This window comes from Sphingomonas sp. OTU376 (assembly GCF_038440415.1).
GTDB lineage: Bacteria > Pseudomonadota > Alphaproteobacteria > Sphingomonadales > Sphingomonadaceae > Sphingomonas > Sphingomonas kyeonggiensis_A.
The window spans coordinates 1-19,977 of sequence record NZ_JASATQ010000004.1; the positions used below are offsets into that span (position 1 = coordinate 1).

The window sequence follows — 19,977 nt, forward strand, 5'->3', positions numbered from 1 at the left end:
GGGGGGGGGGGGGGGGGGCTTTTGTTCCCCCCCCCCCCCCCCCCGCGGGGGCCCAGGGTAACCGAGCGAGACGGCAGAGAAACCCTGGGCCCCGGCCTTCGCCGGGGAGCGAGGGTGTGGGGAGCAACACCCAAGGAGAGCAGTTACAAAAGAAAAGGGGGAGCGTTGCCGCTCCCCCTTCGCATTTCCGATGATGCCGAAGGCTTATGCCCAGGCGGCCATCTTGGCTTCGAGGTTCTCGCGGATCGCCTCGAAGAACTGCTCGGTGGTCATCCAGGGCTGGTCCGGACCGATCAGGATCGCGAGATCCTTGGTCATCTTGCCGCTCTCGACGGTCTCGATGCAGACCTGCTCGAGGGTCTCGGCGAACTTGGTGACGTCCGGGGTGTTGTCGAACTTGCCGCGGAACGACAGGCCCTGGGTCCAGGCGAAGATCGACGCGATCGGGTTGGTCGAGGTCGCCTTGCCCTGCTGGTGCATACGGTAGTGACGGGTGACGGTGCCGTGGGCGGCTTCCGCCTCGATCGTCTTGCCGTCCGGCGACATCAGGACCGAGGTCATCAGGCCGAGCGAACCGAAGCCCTGCGCGACGGTGTCCGACTGGACGTCGCCGTCATAGTTCTTGCAGGCCCAGACGAACTTGCCCGACCACTTGAGCGCCGAGGCGACCATGTCGTCGATCAGGCGATGCTCGTAGACGATGCCGGCGGCCTTGAACTTGTCGGCGAACTCGGCGTCGAAGGTCTCCTGGAACAGGTCCTTGAAGCGGCCGTCATAGGCCTTGAGGATCGTGTTCTTGGTCGAGAGATACAGCGGCCAGCCGCGGTCGAGCGCATAGTTCATGCTCGCCTTGGCGAAGTCGCGGATCGACTCGTCGAGGTTGTACATGCCCATGGCAACGCCGGCGCTCGGGAAGTCGAACACTTCATATTCGAGCTCGTCGCCATTGGTGCCGACCCACTTCATCGTGAGCTTGCCGGCGCCGGGGACCTTGAAATCGGTCGCGCGATACTGGTCGCCGAACGCGTGGCGGCCGACGACGATCGGGTCGGTCCAGCCCGGAACCAGCCGGGGAACGTTCTTGATCACGATCGGCTCGCGGAACACGACGCCGCCCAGGATGTTGCGGATCGTGCCGTTCGGCGACTTCCACATCTTCTTGAGGCCGAATTCCTCGACGCGGGCTTCGTCCGGGGTGATCGTGGCGCACTTCACGCCGACGCCGTACTGCTGGATCGCCTTGGCGGAATCGATCGTGACCTGGTCGTCGGTCGCGTCGCGATTCTCGACCGAGAGATCGTAGTACTTCAGGTCGATGTCGAGATAGGGCTTGATCAGGCGCTCACGGATCCATTCCCAGATGATCCGCGTCATTTCGTCGCCGTCGATCTCCACGACGGGCGTTGCAACCTTGATCTTCGCCATTGCTCGCTGTTCCTTTTAAGGGGTTTGGCGAGCGTCTAGGAGGATGGGGCGGGGGGATCAAGCCCGCCCCGGCAACCGGTATCAGTCGTTCCAGGCCCACCACAGCTGCGCGGGCGGAATATTGATCCACTCCATCGCATGATCGATGTGCGACCAGTGCGGGGTGAGGAAGTTCTTCACGCGCGGGTTGTACTGGTAGACCAGGAATGCGCCGCCCTTGCGGATCACCTCGCGGGTCGCCTTGGCGATCGCGTCGCCCACGCCCGGGGGCAGGGTCGAGAAGGGCAGGCCCGAGGCGATATAGTCGGCATGCTCGAAGCCATGCTCGGCGATGATCTGCTTCACGTCGGCGGCCGAGCCCTGGACCGCGATCAGGCGCGGATCGGGGATGCTCTGCTTCAGGTAGCGGATGAAATCGGGATTGGTGTCGATCACGATCAGCTTGCCGTCGGCCGACAGCTTGTCGAGGATCGGGCGGGTGAAGGTGCCGACGCCGGGGCCGTACTCGACGAAGAGCTTGGTGTTCTCCCAGTCCACGGGCGCGAGCATCTTGTTGATCGTGAAGCGCGACGAGGGCGCGACCGCGCCGACCATCACCGGGCGCTTCAGGAAACCGCGGAAGAACATGCCCCAGGGCGACGGCGTGCCGGCAGGGCGGCGGTTACGCGTACGGGCCTTCGCGGCGGTGGAAGCGGGCATGGGCGACCTTATTACAATTTCAGGACAGTCGCCCGCATTTGGGCAATTCGAGCGAACATGCAAGCGCAGCGACTGCATTTCACCGCATCCGCAGGCGTTCAGCTGTGGGCAAGTCCCGGTTCGGCACGATGGAGGCGTAACGAAGGAGGGTGGCGTGATCGGATCGGCGATGATGTTGTGGCTGGCCGGGCAGAGCGTCGCCGCGCCCGAGCTGATCAGCAGCGCGGACAGGTTCGCACCCATCGGCGACGCCGCGCTGGTGGCGCTGGCGAAGACGCCGTTCGATCCGAAGAGCGATCGGCGCAAATGGGTGCTGGCCGTGGGCCTGCACCGGGGCGTGCAGGTGGTGGCGAGCTATGTCTGCTCGGACGTCTGCCCCGACTATACGAAGCGAATCATCCGCTACAACCTGCGCGCCGGGCCGGGCTGCGAGGCTGCGGGCGGCGTCTCCAAGGCGCTTGCCGTGCCAATGGGGATCGGCGTGGGGCAGCGGCTCTACTGCCCGCCGGCAGTGATCGCGGCGCTCCAGGACTAGTCGGGCTTGCCGCATCGATACGCGGCATATTTTCCGGGAAATAGGCGACGGGATGCGCGTTTTGTCAGGTGCGTTGTGTTCGCTGCAACAGGGAGCTAGAGCCTGCCGATGGCATCCATGGACAAGCCCCCGCTCGGCACTCCCACGATCAAGTGGCGTTTTCCCGACATCCACCCCGAGGGCCGCAAATATGTGGCGATCGCGGCGGCGATCGCGCTGCTCAGCCTCTTCGTGTTCGATTTCATCACCTGGCCCCTGGTGTTCCTCACCTTCGGCGTCGCGGCATTCTTCCGCGATCCGATCCGGGTGACGCCGCAGGCCGAGGGCGTGCTGGTCGCGCCGGCGGACGGCCTCATCACGATGATCCAGCGGGTGGAGCTGCCGCCCGAGCTCAAGGGCGCGCAGGCGCTGGGCGAGGCGCCGATGGTGCGCGTGTCGATCTTCATGAGCGTGTTCGACGTCCATGTGAACCGCACGCCGATCACCGGCACGATCCGCCACGTCATCTATATCTCGGGCCGTTTCCTCAACGCCGACCTCGACAAGGCGAGCGAGGAGAATGAGCGCCAGCACTTCATCGTCGAGGACAAGAACGGGCTGCGCATCGGCTTCACCCAGATCGCCGGCCTGGTCGCGCGGCGCATCGTCAGCTTCACCAAGCCGGGCGACATGGTCGTGGCCGGCCAGCGTGTCGGCCTGATCCGCTTCGGCAGCCGCGTCGACGTGTTCCTGCCCGAGGATTATGTGGCGCAGGTCACGCTCGGCCAGCGCACCATCGCCGGCGAGACGATCATCGCGAAGAAGGGCGGCGCGGCCGTCACCGGCATCTCGCAGTGAGTGACCGGCGCGGCGACACACGGTTCCCGCGCACGCTCCGGCCCCGTCGCATGCGGCGGATGCGGCCGGTGCGGGGCATCCCGCTGCGCGCCATCGCGCCCAATACCGTCACTGCGCTGGCGCTCTGCTCGGGCCTGACCGCGATCCGCTTCGCCATCGACGGCAAGTGGGAGCTGGCGGTGCTGATGGTCCTCATCGCCGGCCTGCTTGACGGGATCGACGGCAAGATCGCCCGGATGGTGCGCGGCGAGAGCCGGTTCGGTGCCGAGCTGGACAGCCTGTCCGACGCGATCTCGTTCGGCGTCGCGCCGGCGCTGATCCTGTATCTGTGGTCGCTGCAGACGCTGGGCCGGTTCGGCTGGATGATCGCGCTGATCCACGCGCTGTTCTGCGCGCTGCGTCTCGCTCGCTTCAACGCGCAGATCGACGCAGAGGAACAGCCGCACAAGTCCGCCGGTTTCCTGACCGGCGTGCCGGCGCCGGCTGCCGCGGTGCTGACGCTGCTGCCGCTCTATCTCTGGCTGTTCACCGACGAGCCGCATCTGCGGATGCCGGTGGTGGTGGCGCCCTGGACGGCGTTCATCGCGGTGCTGATGATCTCGAGCGTGGCGACCTTCGCGCCGCATGTCCGGCTCAAGCAGCGCATCCGCTTCGAGGCGATCGCCGTGCTGGTGGTACTGGTCGCGGCCCTGGTCGCAGCGCCCTGGCCGACGTTGGCGGGGATCGCGATCCTCTATCTGGTCTCGATCCCGTTCAGCATGCGGAGCTATCGCCGGATCAAGCAGCTTCGCGCAGCGGGAACGCCGCGGGGCGGCGCACCGGAGTCGCATAGCGGACAGTGACGCGGCTCGGCACCAGCTCGGGCAGCGGCTGGACGAGATTGCTGCCGATCAGCTCGCGCATGCGGGGAAGCGCGGCGACGATCGAGGAGACGATCGTCCAGCCGGCAACGGCGAAGGCGGCGGCGAACAGCAGAACGATAAGCAATGCAGTCATCACTTGGCTCCCAAAACGCGCCGAACTTGGCGAGAACCCTGCGATTCCAACCTTTTGGCGCCCGCTGACGTTCCCTGTCCGCGTTGTGAACTCGTTATGTTCCGTTAACGTTCCATTGTCAAGCGCATGTTCTTCGCTTGTTCCAATGCCGCGAAAGCGCGTGCTTGCCAGCATGTCCGGCTTGCCGATAGCATCGTGGGAATAAGGGGGAGGGACATTGCATGCGACTGAAGATCCTGGCCGCGATGGCGGCTGTGACGACGCTATATGCCGATGCCGCCGCGGCGCAGGCGATCAATCTCCAAAGCTGTCCGGCGACGAAGCTCGAGGCGAGTTCGCTGATCTCGAAGCTCAAGCAGAATGGCGAGGCGCCGGGCGGCACGCTTTCCTTCGATACCGGCAATCTGCGCTTCCAGGGCGATCCGGTGCAGGGCCTGTACACCAACCGGGATACGGGCTGGCTCCATATCCGTCTGCCGCGCGGACCGTCCGCCTATGCGGCGGTGGTACGGGCGGCGCATGCGGCCGACGCCGCGCGGGTCAATTGCGACGAACCTGACAAGGGCTGCTATATCCGCATGAACGACAAGCGTGCCTGGGGGCTCTACAGCCTCGACTTCTCGACCTTCGAGGGGCGGTTCGTGAAGGAAGGCGAGCCGGACGGGCGCTACCTGATCTGCTTCTATTGATCTGATTCCCTCCTATATGAACAGCCTGGTTGCGTTCCTGCGCGCTTTCGCGTAGGGGCGCCGCCTCAACCCCGCATGGGAAGCATCATAACCCGGTGCCGAACGCCGTTCGGTCACTCGCTTCCCAGAGGAACAACCGGAAGGAGTTATCCCTATGGCGGCACCTGTCGTCTCTCTGCAGCAGCTGCTCGAATCGGGCGCGCACTTCGGTCACCAGACCCACCGCTGGAACCCGAAGATGAAGCCCTACATCTTCGGCGAGCGCAACGGCGTTCACATCATCGACCTCTCGCAGACCGTGCCGCTCTTCGCGCGCGCGCTTGAGTTCGTGAACTCGACCGTCGCCGCCGGCGGCAAGGTGCTGTTCGTCGGTACCAAGCGCCAGGCCCAGGAGCCGATCGCCGAGGCAGCTCGCCGCGCCGGCCAGCACTTCGTCAACCACCGCTGGCTGGGCGGCATGCTCACCAACTGGAAGACGATCTCGCAGTCGATCAAGCGCCTCAAGACGCTCGAAGAGCAGCTCGGTGGCGACACGCACGGCCTGACCAAGAAGGAAGTGCTGCAGCTCACCCGTGAGCGCGACAAGCTTGAGCTCTCGCTCGGCGGCATCCGCGACATGGGCGGCCTGCCCGACGTGATGTTCGTGATCGACGCGAACAAGGAAGAGCTGGCGATCAAGGAAGCCAACACGCTCGGCATCCCCGTCGTCGCGATCCTCGACTCGAACGTGAGCCCGGACGGCATCGCCTTCCCGGTTCCGGCGAACGACGACGCCTCGCGCGCCATCCGCCTGTACTGCGAAGCGATCGCCATTGCGGCGACCCGCGGCAACCAGGACCGCCAGGCGAGCTTCGGCGTCGACCTGGGCGCCCAGGAAGTCGCTCCGGTCGAGCCGGCGCTGACCGAGACCGCCGAGCAGGCAGTCGAGGGCGAGCGTCAGATCGACGCGTAAGCTTGTAACTGATTGTCTCCGAACTGACATAGGCGCGCATTAGGCGCCCGGTCAGTTCGGGGCGTCATCCCATCCCCGTTCGGGCTGCGCGTGTCGAAGCCCCGTACTTCTTCTCCCGTGCCGGGCCAAAGAAGGCGGCCCTTCGACAAGCACAGGGCGAACGGGGATTGATTTATCGGCCGTGCCACGGCGCGGCCTAACCAAGAGGAAAGAAACATGGCCGAGATCACCGCAGCAGCCGTGAAGGAACTCCGCGAGAAGAGCGGCGCGGGCATGATGGACTGCAAGAAGGCGCTGACCGAGACCAACGGCGACATCGAAGCCGCAACCGACTGGCTGCGCACCAAGGGCCTCGCCGCCGCCGCGAAGAAGTCGAGCCGCACCGCCGCCGAGGGCCTGGTCGGCCTGGCCGTTGCCGGCACCAAGGGCGTTGCCGTCGAAGTCAACTCGCAGACCGACTTCGTCGCCAAGAACGACATCTTCCAGACCTTCGTTCGTGACGTGACCGCGGTTGCGCTCGAGCTGGGCGACGACATCGAGGTGATCAAGGCGGCTCCGCTGCCGGCCGGCACCGTCGAGGAAGTGCTGACCAACAACATCTCGACCATCGGCGAGAACCAGGTTCTGCGCCGCGCCAAGCAGGTGCAGGTCTCGCAGGGCGCGGTGATCCCGTACGTCCACAACGCGCAGGCCCCGGGCCTGGGCAAGATCGGCGTGCTCGTCGCGCTCGAGAGCGATGCCGGCGTCGATGTGCTTGAGCCCCTCGGCAAGCAGATCGCGATGCACGTCGCGGCTGCCTTCCCGCTGGCGCTGTCGGTCGAGGACCTCGATCCGGAAGTCGTCGAGCGTGAAGCCGCGATCCTGCGCGAGAAGAACGCCGAGAAGATCGTCGGCAAGTCGGCCGAAGTCGCTGAGAAGATCCTCAACGGCCCGATCGAGAAGTTCAAGAAGGAGAACGCTCTCCTGACCCAGCTTTTCGTGATGGACGGCAAGACCCCGGTTCAGGACGTGATCGCCAAGGCGGCCAAGGACGCCGGCGCTTCGATCGTGCTGAAGGACTATGTCCGCTTCCAGCTCGGCGAAGGCATCGAGAAGGAAGAGAGCGACTTCGCTGCCGAAGTGGCTGCGACCGCCGGTCTCACCAACTAAGGTCTTCCCGGACCTGATGCGCGGGCGCTGTCACCCCAGGGTGGCGGCGCCCGTTTGCATTTCGGCGATTATCCGTCGTCCGCGGCAGGGGGGGGCTGCAATGCACCGGTCGATCTTGCGGTGTCGGATGCTGGCGGTAAGCTCGTCTACGTTGTGTAACGCGGAGTGTTCGGCAATGCGGTTGGGGTGGGGCGCGGTTCTTGTCGCCATGGCGCTTGCCGGCTGCGACGGTGGCGGGAGCACATCTTTTCCCGCGCCGACACCGACGCCCACTACCACGCCGGCGCCCACACCTACCCCCAGTCCCAGCCCCACACCGACTCCCACGCCGGCGGCCTATGAGACCGCGTTCGATTTCTCGCGGAATCGCACCATTCCGATGTTGTTCTTCAATTATCCCCAGGGCTTCGAGTATGAGGTCGGCAAGAAGCCGCAGCCCTACATCGTGGATGATTTCCATTTCTCCCAGGATCCTGCCGCCGGAACGGTCGAGATAGGATATGGATATGGCGCTGTGGGAATGTCCTTGGGAGATTTCCACTTCTTCTATCGGGCAAATCCATACAACGGTGTTTTGTATAATTCTCGGGCCGATATCCTGCGTGCGGATACCAATACCGGCCCCTATTCGCGCCGTGCGGTAGTCATTTTTCCCGTCGCCGGCATCCAGTACGCCGCCACGGGCGAGGGGAATAAGCCCGTCGCCGGAGCGGGGGGATATTTCGAGAGAATGCTCCTGGGCGCCCGAACCCGGCCGGGGGATGCGCCCGCAGCCGCCACGCTGACTTATCCCATTGCTCCGGACAGCTACAAGACGCTGGGCAGCTCGGGCGTCGAGACGCTCCTGTATCCTTCAGGCAACCTGGTCGTGAACACGGCGACCAGGGCAGTCGGCGGTACGATAACCGTTCCTTCGCTGAGCGGCGGACCCGCGGTGCACCTGACCATCTCCGGAACGCTCAATGCAGCGGATCTGAGCCTGTCCGGTGACGTGACGAATGATGCATCGATACCGGCGGGATCCTTTGCGGGCTGGCTGTTTGGTCCGTCCGCGACGGAAGCCGGCATCCTCATTCAAGTTGCCAACACGAAGACCGTTCAATCCTATTTCTTTCCGGTGGTGGGCAAGCGCGCGTCCTGAGCGGGTCGCTCCCGATCGGTGGCAGCCCTTTGCGTTTCACATTGTTGCGCAGGGGCGGGTGCTGCCGCAATCTCTCGACATTGTGCGCTTGGTTTCCTACCAATCTAATACCTTTCACCGGCAGGAGCCTGTTCAATGCGAGAATCCCGTTCCCTTCGTGCTGCTGTTCTGGCCCTGGCGATGGGAAGCGCGATGCCGGCATTGGCCCAGGTCTCGACCGCGCCCGCGATCTTCCCCGCGCCGGTGTCGCTGCGCCTGTCGGGCCCGAGCGTCGCGCTGGGCGATGCGGTGGTTCTGGTGCGCGAGGCGGGTGCGGATGCAGCGACCGAGAAGCTGGTGCGCGCGGTCCTGACCGAAGCCGGCGTGAAGAACATCCGTGTCGAGACGGTGCTGCCGAAGCGGCTCTATCTCACCCATGTCGTGATCGGCGGCGCCGGGGGCGCGGCGGTACGTGACGCGCTGGCGCGGACCGGCGGCGAAGTGCCGGCCAAGGCCGAGGGTTATGCGCTGGCGAGCGCCGCGCAGGGCGACGGCGCGCTGATCGTGCTGGCGGGCAGGGATGGCGACGGCCTCTACCATGCCGCGCAGAGTCTGCGGCAGATCGTGGCGCGCGGGCGCGTCTCCTCGGTGGTCGTCTCCGACTATCCGGCGATGCCTGTGCGCGGCTCGATCGAAGGCTTCTACGGCAAACCCTGGTCGATGGCCGAGCGCGAGGACCACATCGCCTTCCTCGCCCGGTTCAAGGCCAATACCTATATCTACAGCCCGAAGGACGATGTGTTCGCCCGCGACAAGTGGCGCGATCCCTATCCGGCCGACACGCTGAGCGCGCTGGGCAAGGTGGTCGACGTTGCCAATCGCGAGCATGTCAACTTCGTCTATGCGATCTCGCCGGGGCCCTCGATCTGCTACAGCGACGCCGCCGACCTGGAAGCGGTGCGCCGCAAGTTCGCCGCGCTGCGCGGGCTGGGCGTGCGCAGCTTCTATGTCGCGCTCGACGACATCGAATATACCAAGTGGAACTGCCCGGCCGACGAGGCGGCGTTCGGCGCGCCCGGCCAGAAGGCTGCCGCAGCCGCGCAGGCGAAGCTGCTCAACGCGGTGCAGGCGGACCTGACGGCGGCGGGCCATGGCTCGCTGACCATGGTGCCCACCGAATATTACAACACCACGGAATCGCCCTACAAGGCGGAGTTGCGCAAGGCGCTCGATCCCCGCGTGGTGGTGCAGTGGACCGGCACCGATGTTGTGCCCGCCTCGATCTCGGTGTCCGATGCGAAGAACGCCACCAAGGCATTCGGCCGCAAGACGCTGCTCTGGGACAATTACCCGGTGAACGATTTCGGCGAGACCACCGGGCGGCTGCTGATGGCCCCTTATGACCGCCGCCAGGCCGGGCTTTCGGCGGAGCTGAGCGGTATCGTCTCCAACCCGATGAACCAGGAAGTGGCGAGCCGTCCCGCGGTGGCCGGCCTGCTGGCCTTCTCGTGGAACGACCGCGACTATGACGTCCAGCGCACCTGGCGTGCGGCGGCGCTCGACCTGGCCGGCGGCGATGCCGGGACCGCCGAGGCACTGCTGACCTTCTTCGATACCCAGCATGTCGCGCCGACCTTCGGTCACCTGCCCTGGCAGCCCCAGGCGCCGAAGCTCCGGGCGTTGATCGATACCGCGCGCGACGCGCTGGCCGACAACGACCCGCACGCGATCGAAACCGCGCTCATCGACCTGGGCGAGGCGGCGGACGCGCTGGCGGCGGCGCCTGACCGGATCCGTGCCGGGGTGGTCGTGCCCGGCTTCGTGCACGAGACCGGGCCGTGGCTCGATGCCGCGCAGCTCTGGGGCCGTGCCCTGCGCCTGACCGTGGACGGCCTGGCTGCTGCCCGCGCCGGCCAGCCGGGCGCCGCGCGCTATTTCGCCGAGGCGACGGAACTGACGAAGAAGGCTGCGGCGATTCGCTCGATCGCCGGCGCCACCCGCTTCGAAGGGCCGGTAAAGGTGGCGGACGGCGTGCTGGACAGCTTCATCAGCGACGCGCCGGGCCTGATCTACGTCGCTCCGGCGCCTTCGCCGAAGGACTGATCGCGCCGGAACCGGCATCGTCCACAGCTGTTACCGTTGTCACGAGCGGACGCATGGCAAATAGGCCGTGCGCCCGCTTGTCCCTTTGGGCGCGCTCCTCTAGGGTCCGCGCCGCTTCCCCGTATCCGGCGTAACCAAAAGGCTTTCATGACCGCTCCTCGATTCAAGCGCATCCTCCTCAAACTCTCGGGCGAGGTCCTGATGGGGCAGGGGCAGTTCGGCATCGATCCGGAGACCTGCGAGCGCGTGGCGCTCGAAGTGAAGGCGGCCAAGGAGAGCGGGCTTGAGATCTGCATGGTCGTCGGCGGCGGCAACATTTTCCGCGGCCTGGCCGGCGCGGCGCAGGGCTTTGACCGCGCCTCGGCCGATTACATGGGCATGCTGGCGACCGTGATGAACGCGCTGGCGATGCAGAACGCGCTGGAGAAGGTGGGTGTCGACACCCGCGTCCAGTCGGCGATCCCGATGGCATCGGTTTGCGAGCCCTATATCCGCCGCCGTGCCGAGCGCCACATGGAGAAGGGCCGCGTCGTCCTGTTCGCCGCCGGCACCGGCCTGCCGTTCTTCACCACCGACACCACCGCGGCGCTGCGCGCGGCCGAGATGCAGTGCGACGCGCTGTTCAAGGGCACCAGCGTGGACGGCGTCTATGATGCCGATCCGAAGAAGGTGCCGACGGCAAAGCGTTACGATACGCTGAGTTTCAACCGCGTCCTCGCAGACAATCTGAAGGTGATGGACGCCTCCGCGGTCGCCCTGTGCCGCGACAACAATATCCCGATCGTCGTGTTCAACATCCGCGATGCCGGCAACCTGACCAAGGTGCTGGTGGGCGAGGGCACCTCGACCATCGTCCAGAACGAAACCCAATCCGCATAAGAAGGAGCCGATAATGGCCGCTTACGACAAGGCCGACCTCGAGCGCCGCATGAACGGCGCGGTGGAGTCGCTGAAGCATGACCTGCAGGGCCTGCGCACGGGCCGCGCGAGCACCACGTTGCTCGAGCCGGTGACCGTCGAGGTTTACGGCGCACACATGCCGCTCGCCCAGGTGGCGACGGTTGCGGCGCCCGAGCCGCGCCTGCTCTCGGTCACCGTGTGGGACAAGTCCAACGTCGGGCCCGTCGAGAAGGCGATCCGTTCGGCCGGTCTCGGACTCAACCCGATCACCGACGGCCAGACGCTGCGCCTGCCGATCCCGGACCTGACCGAGGAGCGCCGCAAGGAGCTCGCCAAGCTCGCCAGCAAATATGCCGAAGCCGCCCGCATCGCCGTGCGCAACGTGCGCCGCGACGGCAATGACAGCCTGAAGGCCGACGAGAAGAAGGGCGTTTTCTCGGAAGACGAGCGCAAGCGCCACGAGACCGAGGTGCAGAAGCTCACCGATGCCACGATCGCCGACATCGATGCGGCGGCCGCTGCCAAGGAAAAGGAAATCCTGGGCAAGTGACGTCGTCGCGCGCCCTGCCTGTTTCTTGCCGGAATGACGTCAGCGGTGCGTTCTATGGCTGCTAAGCCCGTTCCCGAGGCGGAAGGTGCGGCGCCCCCGCGCCACGTCGCCATCATCATGGACGGCAATGGCCGCTGGGCGAAGAAGCGGTTCCTGCCGCGCATCGCCGGGCACAAGCAGGGCGTCGAAGCCGTGCGGCGCATCAGCCGCGCGGCGCGCACCCTCGGCATCGAGGTACTGACGCTCTACGCCTTCTCCTCGGAGAACTGGCGGCGCCCGGAGGAGGAGGTGCGGGACCTGATGGGCCTGCTCCGCCACTTCCTGGCGAGCGAGCTCGACGAGCTGGTTTCCGAGGGCGTCAAGCTCCGGGTGATCGGTGCGTGGCGCAAGCTCTCGCCCGATCTGGTCGCGATGATCGAAGGCGCGATGGCACGCACCGCGAACAATCCCGGCCCGACCCTGGTGATCGCGCTTAACTATGGCGCCCAGGCCGAGCTGGCCGAGGCGGCGCGCGCACTGGCCGAGAAGGCGCGGGCAGGGGAGATCGATCCCGCATCGATCGACGAGGCGGCGTTCGAGGCCGCGCTCGATACGGGCGACCTGCCGCCGCTCGACCTGCTGATCCGCACCTCGGGCGAGCAGCGCCTGTCGAACTTCCTGCTCTGGCAGGCGGCCTATGCCGAATTCCTGTTCGTCGACACGCTGTGGCCGGACTTCGACGAGAAGGCGCTGGCCGCCGCGCTCGACCAATATGGCCGCCGTCAGCGCCGTTTCGGGGGCCTGTGAGCAAGAACGGTTCCGAACTCGCCACCCGGCTGGGTGTCGCCTTCATCCTGATCGGCCTGGCCTTTGCCGCGCTCTATTCCGGCGGCCTCGGCTTCTGGGTGGTGGTCAGCGTGGCCGGCGTGCTGATGATGGGCGAATGGGCGTTGCTCGCCGGCGCCAGCGACAAGGGCAAACGGCTCGCGCAATATGCGATCTCGGTGCCGCTGGCGGCGATGGCCCCGGGCCTCGCGGCCGGGCCGGGTTTCCTGGCGCTGGGCCTGATCCTGGGCGCCTTCTTCTTCCTGGTTATCATCACCCGCGGGCTGCAGCTGGCACTTGGCGCCTTCTATGTCGGCCTGCCGATCCTGGCGCTGGTGCTGCTCCGCGAGCAGCCGCAACAGGGCCTGCTGCTTACCTTCTGGGCGATGGCGCTGGTCTGGGCGTGCGACAGTGCCGCCTATTTCGCCGGTCGTGCGATCGGAGGCCCCAAGCTTGCCCCGGCGATCAGCCCGAACAAGACCTGGGCGGGGTTCCTCGGCGGCGTTGCGGGTGCGACGCTGTTCGCCTTTGTGCTGGTCTGGCTGTTCCACCTGCCGGTCGCGCTGGCCTGGGCGACGCCGGTGCTCGGTGTGCTGTCCCAGCTCGGTGACCTGTTCGAGAGCCATCTCAAGCGCTGCGCCGGCGTGAAGGATTCGGGGAACCTGCTTCCCGGCCATGGCGGCGTGCTCGATCGGCTCGACGGGCTGGTCACGGTCGCGCCGGTGGCGGCGCTGCTGGTGCTCTGGCTGGCCCGATGAAGCGCAGTGTCACGATCCTGGGCGCCACCGGATCGGTAGGCGGCTCGACGCTCGACCTGATCGAGCGCGAACCCGATCGCTTCGAAGTGATCGCGCTGACCGCCAACAGCGATGTCGAGAAGCTTGCCGCGGCCGCGATCCGCACCGATGCGCGCCACGCGGTGGTGGCGGACGAGAGCTGCCTCCCGGCGCTGCGCGACAAGCTTGCCGGCACGGGCATCACCTGCGCCGGCGGCGCGGAAGCCGTTTGCGACGCGGCGCGGATGGGCGCCGACTGGACGATGGCGGCGATCGTCGGCCTGGCCGGGCTCGGCTCGGCAATGGCGGCGATCGAACGGGGCGGCACGGTGGTGCTCGCCAACAAGGAGCCGCTGGTTTCGGCCGGCGATCTGGTCACCGCGGCGGCACGACGCCACGGCGCCACGATCCTGCCTGCCGATTCGGAGCATAATGCGATTTTCCAGTGCTTCGATTTCGAGCGCCCGGAACGCGTGCGGCGGATCATCCTGACCGCAAGTGGCGGTCCGTTCCGTGATTGGGACCTGGAAGCGATGCGCGGCGTCACGCCGTCCCAGGCATGCGCGCATCCCAACTGGTCGATGGGCGCCAAGATCTCGGTCGATTCGGCGACGATGATGAACAAGGGTCTCGAGCTGATCGAGGCGGCGCGGCTGTTCCCGGTCGCTAATGACGCACTTGAAATATTGGTGCATCGCCAATCGGTTATCCACTCGATGGTGGAATATGTCGATGGATCGGTGCTGGCCCAGATGGGCCCTTCGGACATGCGCGTGCCGATCGCGCACACGCTCGCCTGGCCCGACCGGATGGCGACGCCGATGCCGCCGCTCGACTTTGTGGCAATGGCAAGGCTGGAATTCGAGGCGCCCGACGCGGTGCGCTTCCCTGCCTTGCGACTGGCCCGCGAGGCGCTGGAGGCCGGGGGCGCTCGGCCAGCGATCCTCAACGCGGCCAATGAAGTGGCTGTCGCGGCCTTCCTTGCGGGCCGTCTCAACTTTCTTGAAATTGCCGCAATCTCTGCCGATACGCTTGACCGCTATGACCCGGTCGCTCCGGAAAGCCTCGAAGCCGTTTGGGCAATCGACGCCGAGGCTAGGCGGATCGCGGGCGAGCGTGTGAAGGACGGCGTCGCTTGATTCAATCTCCCGGCATCCTGGTCACCATCCTGGCGTTCGCGCTGGTGCTCGGGCCGCTCGTGTTTCTGCACGAGCTGGGTCATTACCTCGCCGGGCGCTGGTTCGGCGTGAAGGCCGACGAGTTCTCGATCGGCTTCGGCCGCGAGGTCGCCGGCTTCACCGACAAGCGCGGCACCCGCTGGAAGTTCGGCTGGTTGCCGCTCGGCGGCTATGTCCGCTTCGCCGGTGACATGAACCCCGCCAGCCAGCCCTCGCCGGAATGGCTCTCGCTGCCGCCCAGGGAGCGGGCGCAGACCTTCCAGGCCAAGCCGCTGTGGCAGCGCGCGATCATCGTCGCCGCGGGCCCCATCATGAATTTCCTGGTCGCGATCGCGATCCTCGGCGCCTTCGCGGTCGCCTATGGCAAGGTCGTGACCCCGCCGGTGATCGGCAGCATCGCCCCCAAGAGCGCGGCCGAGAGCGCCGGGCTCAAGCCGGGCGACCGGATCCTGTCGCTCAACGGACGCCAGGTCGAGGATTTCGTCGATATCGGCGTCTTCGCGATGATCCGCTCGGGCGAGGCGGTGAACATCGAATATCAGCGTGGCGGCCAGACCGCCCAGGCCAGCGCGACGATCGGCTCGCTGACCGAGAAGGACCGGTTCGGCAACATCACGCATCGCGGCGTGCTCGGCATCGGCCGTGTCGCGTCGGAGATCCGCCCCGTCGCGCTCTGGGAAGCGCCGGGCGAGGGGATCAGGCAGACGGTAGGGATCGTGAAGACCACGATCGAGGGGCTCCAGCGGATCATTCTGGGACGTATCCCGGTGAGCGAGCTGGGCGGTCCGCTCAAGATCGCCAAGGTCTCCGGCGAATTTCTCGCCATGGGACCGGTTCAATTGGTCTATCTGATCGCGCTGATCTCCATTAATCTGGGATTCATCAACCTGTTGCCAGTCCCCGTGCTCGATGGCGGCCATCTCCTGTTCTACGCAGTGGAAGCCGTTCGTCGCCGCCCGGTGGAGCCGCAGGTTATGGAATGGGCTTATCGTGGCGGTTTGGTCGCAATTCTCGCGCTCATGCTGTTCGTTACGTTCAACGACCTCGGCACGTTTGGCGTGTGGAGAAATCTGGCCGGGTTGATCGGCTGATGTGGTTCGTGCAGGGCGGTGCAAGCCGCGTGGCTGACGGCCGGGTATTTTGATTCCGACTGGGGTGGGATGGTGACTGCGATCAAGGCAACGAAAATCGGCGCGCGCGCCACGGCGACCCTCCTCGCGGGCACGGTGCTCTCGGGAGCTGCGTTCGCGCAGACCGCGCCCCAGGCGACCCCTGCGCCCGCTCCCGCGGCGGCCCAGGCCACGCCTGTCCCCGGCCTGCCGGCCCCGGTGACGCGCACGATCAAGTCGATCCGCGTCCAGGGCTCGCAGCGCATCGAGCCGGAAACGGTGATGAGCTACACCCGCCTGCGCGTGGGCGACGCCTATACCAACGAGACGCTCGATCAGGCGATCAAGGACCTGCTCGCGTCCGAGCTGCTCGCCGACGTGTCGATCGAAGGCGCCGAGACCGGTGAGCTGGTGATCCGCATCCGCGAGAACCCCGTGATCAACCGCGTGATCTACGAGGGCAACAAGCGGCTCAAGGAAGACAAGATCAAGAAGGAAGTGAAGCTGGCGCCGCGCCAGATCTTCACCCGCACCGCGGTGCGCGCCGACGTCGCGCGCATCATCGAGCTCTATCGCCGCCAGGGCCGCTTCGCCGCCGTGGTCGAGCCGAAGATGGTCAGCCTCGACCAGAACCGCGTCGACGTGATCTTCGAGGTCCATGAGGGCCCGAAGTCGAAGGTCCGCCAGATCAACATCATCGGCAACGAGGTGTTCTCCGACGGCAAGCTGCGCGGCGAGATGGCGACCAAGGTGGCGAGCCTCGCCCACCTGATGAGCTCGAACACGTCGTACGACCAGGACCGTCTGGCCTATGACCAGCAGAAGCTGCGCCAGTTCTACCTGACCAACGGCTATGCCGATTTCCGCGTGATCTCGGCCGTGGCCGAGCTGACGCCGGACAAGAAGGACTTCATCATCACCTATGTGGTGGAGGAAGGTCCCCGCTATAAGTTCGGTCCGGTCACCGTCGACAGCGCGATCCGCGACTTCGACGACAAGAAGCTCGCCAGCGCGCTGAGCATCAAGGAAGGCGACTGGTACAATGCGAAGGCCGTGGAAGACACGGTCGAGCAGCTGAGCGAGACCGCCGGTATCGCCGGCTACGCCTTTGCCGATGTCCGTCCGGACTTCCAGCGCGACAAGGAAGCGCTGACGATGGGGATGAACTTCCACATCGCCGAAGCGAACCGCACCTATATCGAGCGCATCGACATCACCGGCAACCGCCAGACCCAGGACAAGGTGATCCGCCGCGAGTTCCGCGTGGCCGAGGGCGACGCCTTCAACACCTTCCTGGTCAAGCGCTCGCAGGACCGCATCAATTCGCTGGGCTATTTCCAGGACAAGTTCGAGATCGAGCGTGTCGAGGGTTCGGCGCCGGACCGTATCGTGCTCAAGGCGAACGTCGAAGAGCGTGCCAACGGCGAACTGACCCTGTCGGCGGGCTTCTCGAGCCTCGAGCAGTTCATCCTCCAGGCCTCGATCCGCCAGCGCAACTTCCGCGGCATGGGCCAGACCGTGTCGGCCTCGGTCGATTATTCGAGCTACTCCAAGTCGGTCGAGCTGGGCTTCACCGAGCCCTATCTGTTCGACAAGAACATCGCGCTCGGCGGCACGATCTTCCGCCGCGACTATAACGCGTTCAACTATATCGGATCGGATCGCTCGACCACCTACAGCCAAGTCTCGACCGGCTTCCAGGTCGTCGCCGGCGTGCCGCTGACCGAGTACTGGACGCTGTCGGGCCGCTACTATCTCGCGCAGGACGACGTGACGCTCGACAAGTCGAGCTTCTACACCGACGGCCAGTGCGATCCGCTCAAGGCCGGACGCTACTATTGCGAGGCCGTGGGCAACCGCATCACCTCGCTGGTCGGCGTGACGCTGACCTATGACAGCCTGAACAGCCGCCTGCGTCCGTCGCGCGGTCAGCGCCTGTCGCTGAGCGGCGACTTCGCCGGTGTCGGCGGCGACGTGCGCTATCTGCGCGCGCGCTTCGATGGCGACAAATACTGGAATGTCGGCAGCGGCTTCATCGCCTCGGTCTCGGTCGAGGGCGGCTATATCCACAGCCTCGAGAAGAGCCGCGGTGCGGGCATCGATCCGGTGCGCATCACCGATCGCTTCTATCTGGGTGAGCCGCAGTTCCGCGGCTTCGACATCCGCGGCGTCGGTCCGCGCGTGCAGCGCATCAGCTACACCGGCTCGGTGGCAACCGGCGACCAGCTGCTGGTCACCGATCGCGACCAGATCGTCGACGACGCGATCGGCGGCAAGGCCTATTACCTTACCAAGGCCGAGCTCGAGATCCCGCTGGGCGCCGGCGCTGCCGAAATGGGCCTGCGTCCGTCGATCTTCGTGATGGCGGGCAGCCTGTTCAACATCACCCGCCCGGGCAAGACGATCGAGTTCGAGCAGGCGCGCGACAGCGGCGGCAAGCTGCTGTTCAACGCCGACGGTTCGCCGTCGCTGCTCCCGAAGGACAATTTCATCAAGGATTCGGCGGGCAACCAGCTCTACATCGTGAGCGCGTCCGACCCGACCTATTCGGGCTATTACACCACCTGTAAGGTCGGTTACTCGGCGAGCGCGACCACCGCCTGCTCGGGTACCTCGATCAACGCTATCGCCAATTCGCCGATCACGCCCTTCTACGAGCGCTATGTGGGCGACAGCCCGTCGCCGCGCCTGTCGGTCGGCTTCGGTGTGAACTGGAATTCGCCCTTCGGCCCGCTGCGTATCGACGTGGCCAAGACGTTGCTCCACGCCAAGGGCGACGACACCAAGCTTGTAACCTTCAACGTAGGGACTCAATTCTGATGATTACCAAGAAGCGCATTCTCGCCGCGCTGCTCGCGGCGCCTGCCGCGCTCGCAGTTGCTGCTCCGGCACACGCGCAGGTGAGCGGCAGCATTGCCACCGCGAGCCCGGTTCGCGTCGTCGATTCGTCCAAGGCGTTCACCGCTGCCCAGCAGCAGATCCAGACGACCTACAAGTCGGCCTTCGAGCAGATCAACGCACGCCGCCAGGCCGCGCAGAAGGAAGCCGAGCCGCTTCTCGCCCAGCTCGACACCAACAAGGACAAGAAGGTCGACGACGCCGAGCTCAAGGCTGCCCAGGCTGCCAAGAACCCGGTCCTCGACAAGATCGCCGCGCTGCAGAACACCGCCAATGCGGACGTCCAGAAGCTGAGCAACCCGGCCGCCCGCGCCGAGCTGTTCGCGATCGAATCGATCCTGCGCCAGTATGACGCCGCCCAGCTGCGTGTCGTCACCGCTCGCAAGATCGGCGTGATCCTGTCGCCGGAAGTGTTCATGTACGCGCCGGATTCGGCCGACATCAGCGACGCGATCACCGCCGAGCTCGACAAGACCACCCCGACCGTCAGCATCCAGCCGCCGGCTGAGTGGCAGCCTGCCCGCGAGACGCTGGCGATGCAGCAGCAGCTGGCCCAGCTCGAGCAGATCCGCGCCTATCAAGCGGCTGCCCAGCAGCAGCGCGCTGCCCAGGGTGCCGCTCCGGCCCCGGCAGCTCCGGCGCCCGCCGCTCCGGCTGGCGGCAAGAAGCCTGCTGAGCCGCGGTGAGCGAGGAAGTAACGGCACGCGCCGACATCGGCCCGCTTGATATCAAGCGGGTGATGGCGGCGCTGCCGCATCGCTACCCGATGTTGCTTGTCGATCGCGTCGAGGAACTGGTCCCGGACCAGCGCATCGCCGCGATCAAGGCGGTCTCGATGAACGAGGAATTCTTCCAGGGGCATTTCCCCGGAAGGCCGATCATGCCCGGCGTCCTCCAGGTGGAGGCGCTGGCGCAGGCGGCGGGTGTGCTCGCGGTCGAGAGCCTCGGCCTCGCCGGTTCGGGCAAGCTCGTCTATTTCATGTCGATCGACGGGGTGAAGTTCCGCAAGCCGGTCGAACCCGGCGTGCTGCTCCGCCTCGAGGTCGAGTTCATCCAGAAGCGTAGCCGCGTCTGCAAGTTCGCAGGCAAGGCGCTGCTGAACGGCGAGGTCGCCACCGAGTGCGAATTCACCGCGATGATCGCGGATCCGCCTTCGGATTGAGCCTCGCGGCCATGGATTTGGAACGCCGGCGGGCAGGGCAACCTGCCTGGCCGGCGTTTCGCTGTCTGGCCGGATCGATGGGCTTTTGGGTGCTT

At 66.0% G+C, this 19,977-nt stretch carries 20 protein-coding genes; 17 read left to right on the top strand and 3 right to left on the bottom strand.

Annotation, left to right across the window (positions count from 1 at the left end):
- Positions 1-204: 204 nt before the first annotated feature.
- Positions 205-1,425 carry an NADP-dependent isocitrate dehydrogenase gene (locus AAHM44_RS02860; RefSeq protein ID WP_269575445.1) on the bottom strand — a complete coding sequence of 407 codons (1,221 nt, stop codon included), beginning with the start codon at positions 1,423-1,425 and terminating at the stop codon, positions 205-207.
- An 81-nt stretch (positions 1,426-1,506) separates the two neighbouring features.
- Positions 1,507-2,124 carry a class I SAM-dependent methyltransferase gene (locus AAHM44_RS02865; protein ID WP_184165816.1) on the bottom strand — a complete coding sequence of 206 codons (618 nt, stop codon included), beginning with the start codon at positions 2,122-2,124 and terminating at the stop codon, positions 1,507-1,509.
- A 154-nt stretch (positions 2,125-2,278) separates the two neighbouring features.
- Between AAHM44_RS02865 and AAHM44_RS02870 the strand changes: the two genes are divergently transcribed.
- From AAHM44_RS02870 to AAHM44_RS02880, 3 genes are all read left to right on the top strand, one after another.
- Complete coding sequence (locus AAHM44_RS02870; RefSeq protein ID WP_342248930.1) at positions 2,279-2,659, top strand: hypothetical protein; 381 nt, start codon at positions 2,279-2,281, stop codon at positions 2,657-2,659.
- Between the two features lie 108 nt (positions 2,660-2,767).
- Positions 2,768-3,496 (top strand): phosphatidylserine decarboxylase, encoded by a 729-nt coding sequence (locus tag AAHM44_RS02875; protein ID WP_184165822.1) that lies wholly within the window; start codon positions 2,768-2,770, stop codon positions 3,494-3,496.
- A gap of 50 nt (positions 3,497-3,546) precedes the next feature.
- Positions 3,547-4,338 carry a CDP-alcohol phosphatidyltransferase family protein gene (locus AAHM44_RS02880; RefSeq protein WP_342248931.1) on the top strand — a complete coding sequence of 264 codons (792 nt, stop codon included), beginning with the start codon at positions 3,547-3,549 and terminating at the stop codon, positions 4,336-4,338.
- On the opposite strand, the gene AAHM44_RS02885 is transcribed toward AAHM44_RS02880, so the two are convergent.
- Entirely contained in the window at positions 4,274-4,492 is a 219-nt protein-coding gene (locus AAHM44_RS02885) for a hypothetical protein (protein ID WP_342248932.1), read from the bottom strand. The two genes, AAHM44_RS02880 and AAHM44_RS02885, sit on opposite strands and share 65 nt — an antisense overlap.
- A gap of 221 nt (positions 4,493-4,713) precedes the next feature.
- Here AAHM44_RS02885 and AAHM44_RS02890 point away from each other — a divergent pair, with 221 nt between their 5' ends.
- From AAHM44_RS02890 to fabZ, 14 genes are all read left to right on the top strand, one after another.
- On the top strand, positions 4,714-5,181 hold the full coding sequence (locus AAHM44_RS02890) for a hypothetical protein (RefSeq protein WP_269575441.1): 468 nt from the start codon (positions 4,714-4,716) through the stop codon (positions 5,179-5,181).
- A gap of 154 nt (positions 5,182-5,335) precedes the next feature.
- Positions 5,336-6,133: a 30S ribosomal protein S2 gene (rpsB, locus tag AAHM44_RS02895; RefSeq protein WP_342248933.1), complete on the top strand. Its 798-nt coding sequence runs from the start codon at positions 5,336-5,338 to the stop codon at positions 6,131-6,133.
- Between the two features lie 216 nt (positions 6,134-6,349).
- Entirely contained in the window at positions 6,350-7,282 is a 933-nt protein-coding gene (gene tsf / locus AAHM44_RS02900; RefSeq protein WP_269575439.1) for a translation elongation factor Ts, read from the top strand.
- A 379-nt stretch (positions 7,283-7,661) separates the two neighbouring features.
- On the top strand, positions 7,662-8,423 hold the full coding sequence (locus AAHM44_RS02905) for a hypothetical protein (RefSeq protein ID WP_342248934.1): 762 nt from the start codon (positions 7,662-7,664) through the stop codon (positions 8,421-8,423).
- A gap of 135 nt (positions 8,424-8,558) precedes the next feature.
- A complete protein-coding gene (locus AAHM44_RS02910; RefSeq protein WP_342248935.1) occupies positions 8,559-10,505 on the top strand; it encodes a beta-N-acetylhexosaminidase family protein in 1,947 nt (648 codons plus the stop codon).
- Between the two features lie 147 nt (positions 10,506-10,652).
- Positions 10,653-11,384: a UMP kinase gene (pyrH, locus tag AAHM44_RS02915; RefSeq protein ID WP_342248936.1), complete on the top strand. Its 732-nt coding sequence runs from the start codon at positions 10,653-10,655 to the stop codon at positions 11,382-11,384.
- A 13-nt stretch (positions 11,385-11,397) separates the two neighbouring features.
- Positions 11,398-11,955, top strand: coding sequence for a ribosome recycling factor (gene frr, locus AAHM44_RS02920; protein ID WP_184165845.1), 558 nt, complete (start codon positions 11,398-11,400; stop codon positions 11,953-11,955).
- Between the two features lie 33 nt (positions 11,956-11,988).
- On the top strand, positions 11,989-12,741 hold the full coding sequence (locus AAHM44_RS02925) for an isoprenyl transferase (protein WP_269575435.1): 753 nt from the start codon (positions 11,989-11,991) through the stop codon (positions 12,739-12,741).
- A complete protein-coding gene (locus tag AAHM44_RS02930) occupies positions 12,738-13,517 on the top strand; it encodes a phosphatidate cytidylyltransferase (RefSeq protein ID WP_269575434.1) in 780 nt (259 codons plus the stop codon). The genes AAHM44_RS02925 and AAHM44_RS02930 overlap by 4 nt, the downstream gene beginning before the upstream one ends.
- Positions 13,514-14,674: a 1-deoxy-D-xylulose-5-phosphate reductoisomerase gene (gene dxr / locus AAHM44_RS02935; RefSeq protein WP_342248937.1), complete on the top strand. Its 1,161-nt coding sequence runs from the start codon at positions 13,514-13,516 to the stop codon at positions 14,672-14,674. The genes AAHM44_RS02930 and dxr overlap by 4 nt, the downstream gene beginning before the upstream one ends.
- A complete protein-coding gene (gene rseP, locus AAHM44_RS02940; RefSeq protein WP_342248938.1) occupies positions 14,671-15,804 on the top strand; it encodes an RIP metalloprotease RseP in 1,134 nt (377 codons plus the stop codon). The genes dxr and rseP overlap by 4 nt, the downstream gene beginning before the upstream one ends.
- 69 nt (positions 15,805-15,873) lie before the next feature.
- The gene (gene bamA / locus AAHM44_RS02945; RefSeq protein WP_269575431.1) at positions 15,874-18,642 is read left to right on the top strand and encodes an outer membrane protein assembly factor BamA; all 2,769 of its coding nucleotides are present in this window, start codon (positions 15,874-15,876) and stop codon (positions 18,640-18,642) included.
- Complete coding sequence (locus AAHM44_RS02950; protein ID WP_269575430.1) at positions 18,642-19,406, top strand: OmpH family outer membrane protein; 765 nt, start codon at positions 18,642-18,644, stop codon at positions 19,404-19,406. Before bamA ends, AAHM44_RS02950 begins: the two co-directional genes overlap by 1 nt.
- The gene (gene fabZ / locus AAHM44_RS02955) at positions 19,403-19,882 is read left to right on the top strand and encodes a 3-hydroxyacyl-ACP dehydratase FabZ (RefSeq protein WP_311768434.1); all 480 of its coding nucleotides are present in this window, start codon (positions 19,403-19,405) and stop codon (positions 19,880-19,882) included. The genes AAHM44_RS02950 and fabZ overlap by 4 nt, the downstream gene beginning before the upstream one ends.
- The last annotated feature ends 95 nt before the right edge of the window (positions 19,883-19,977 follow it).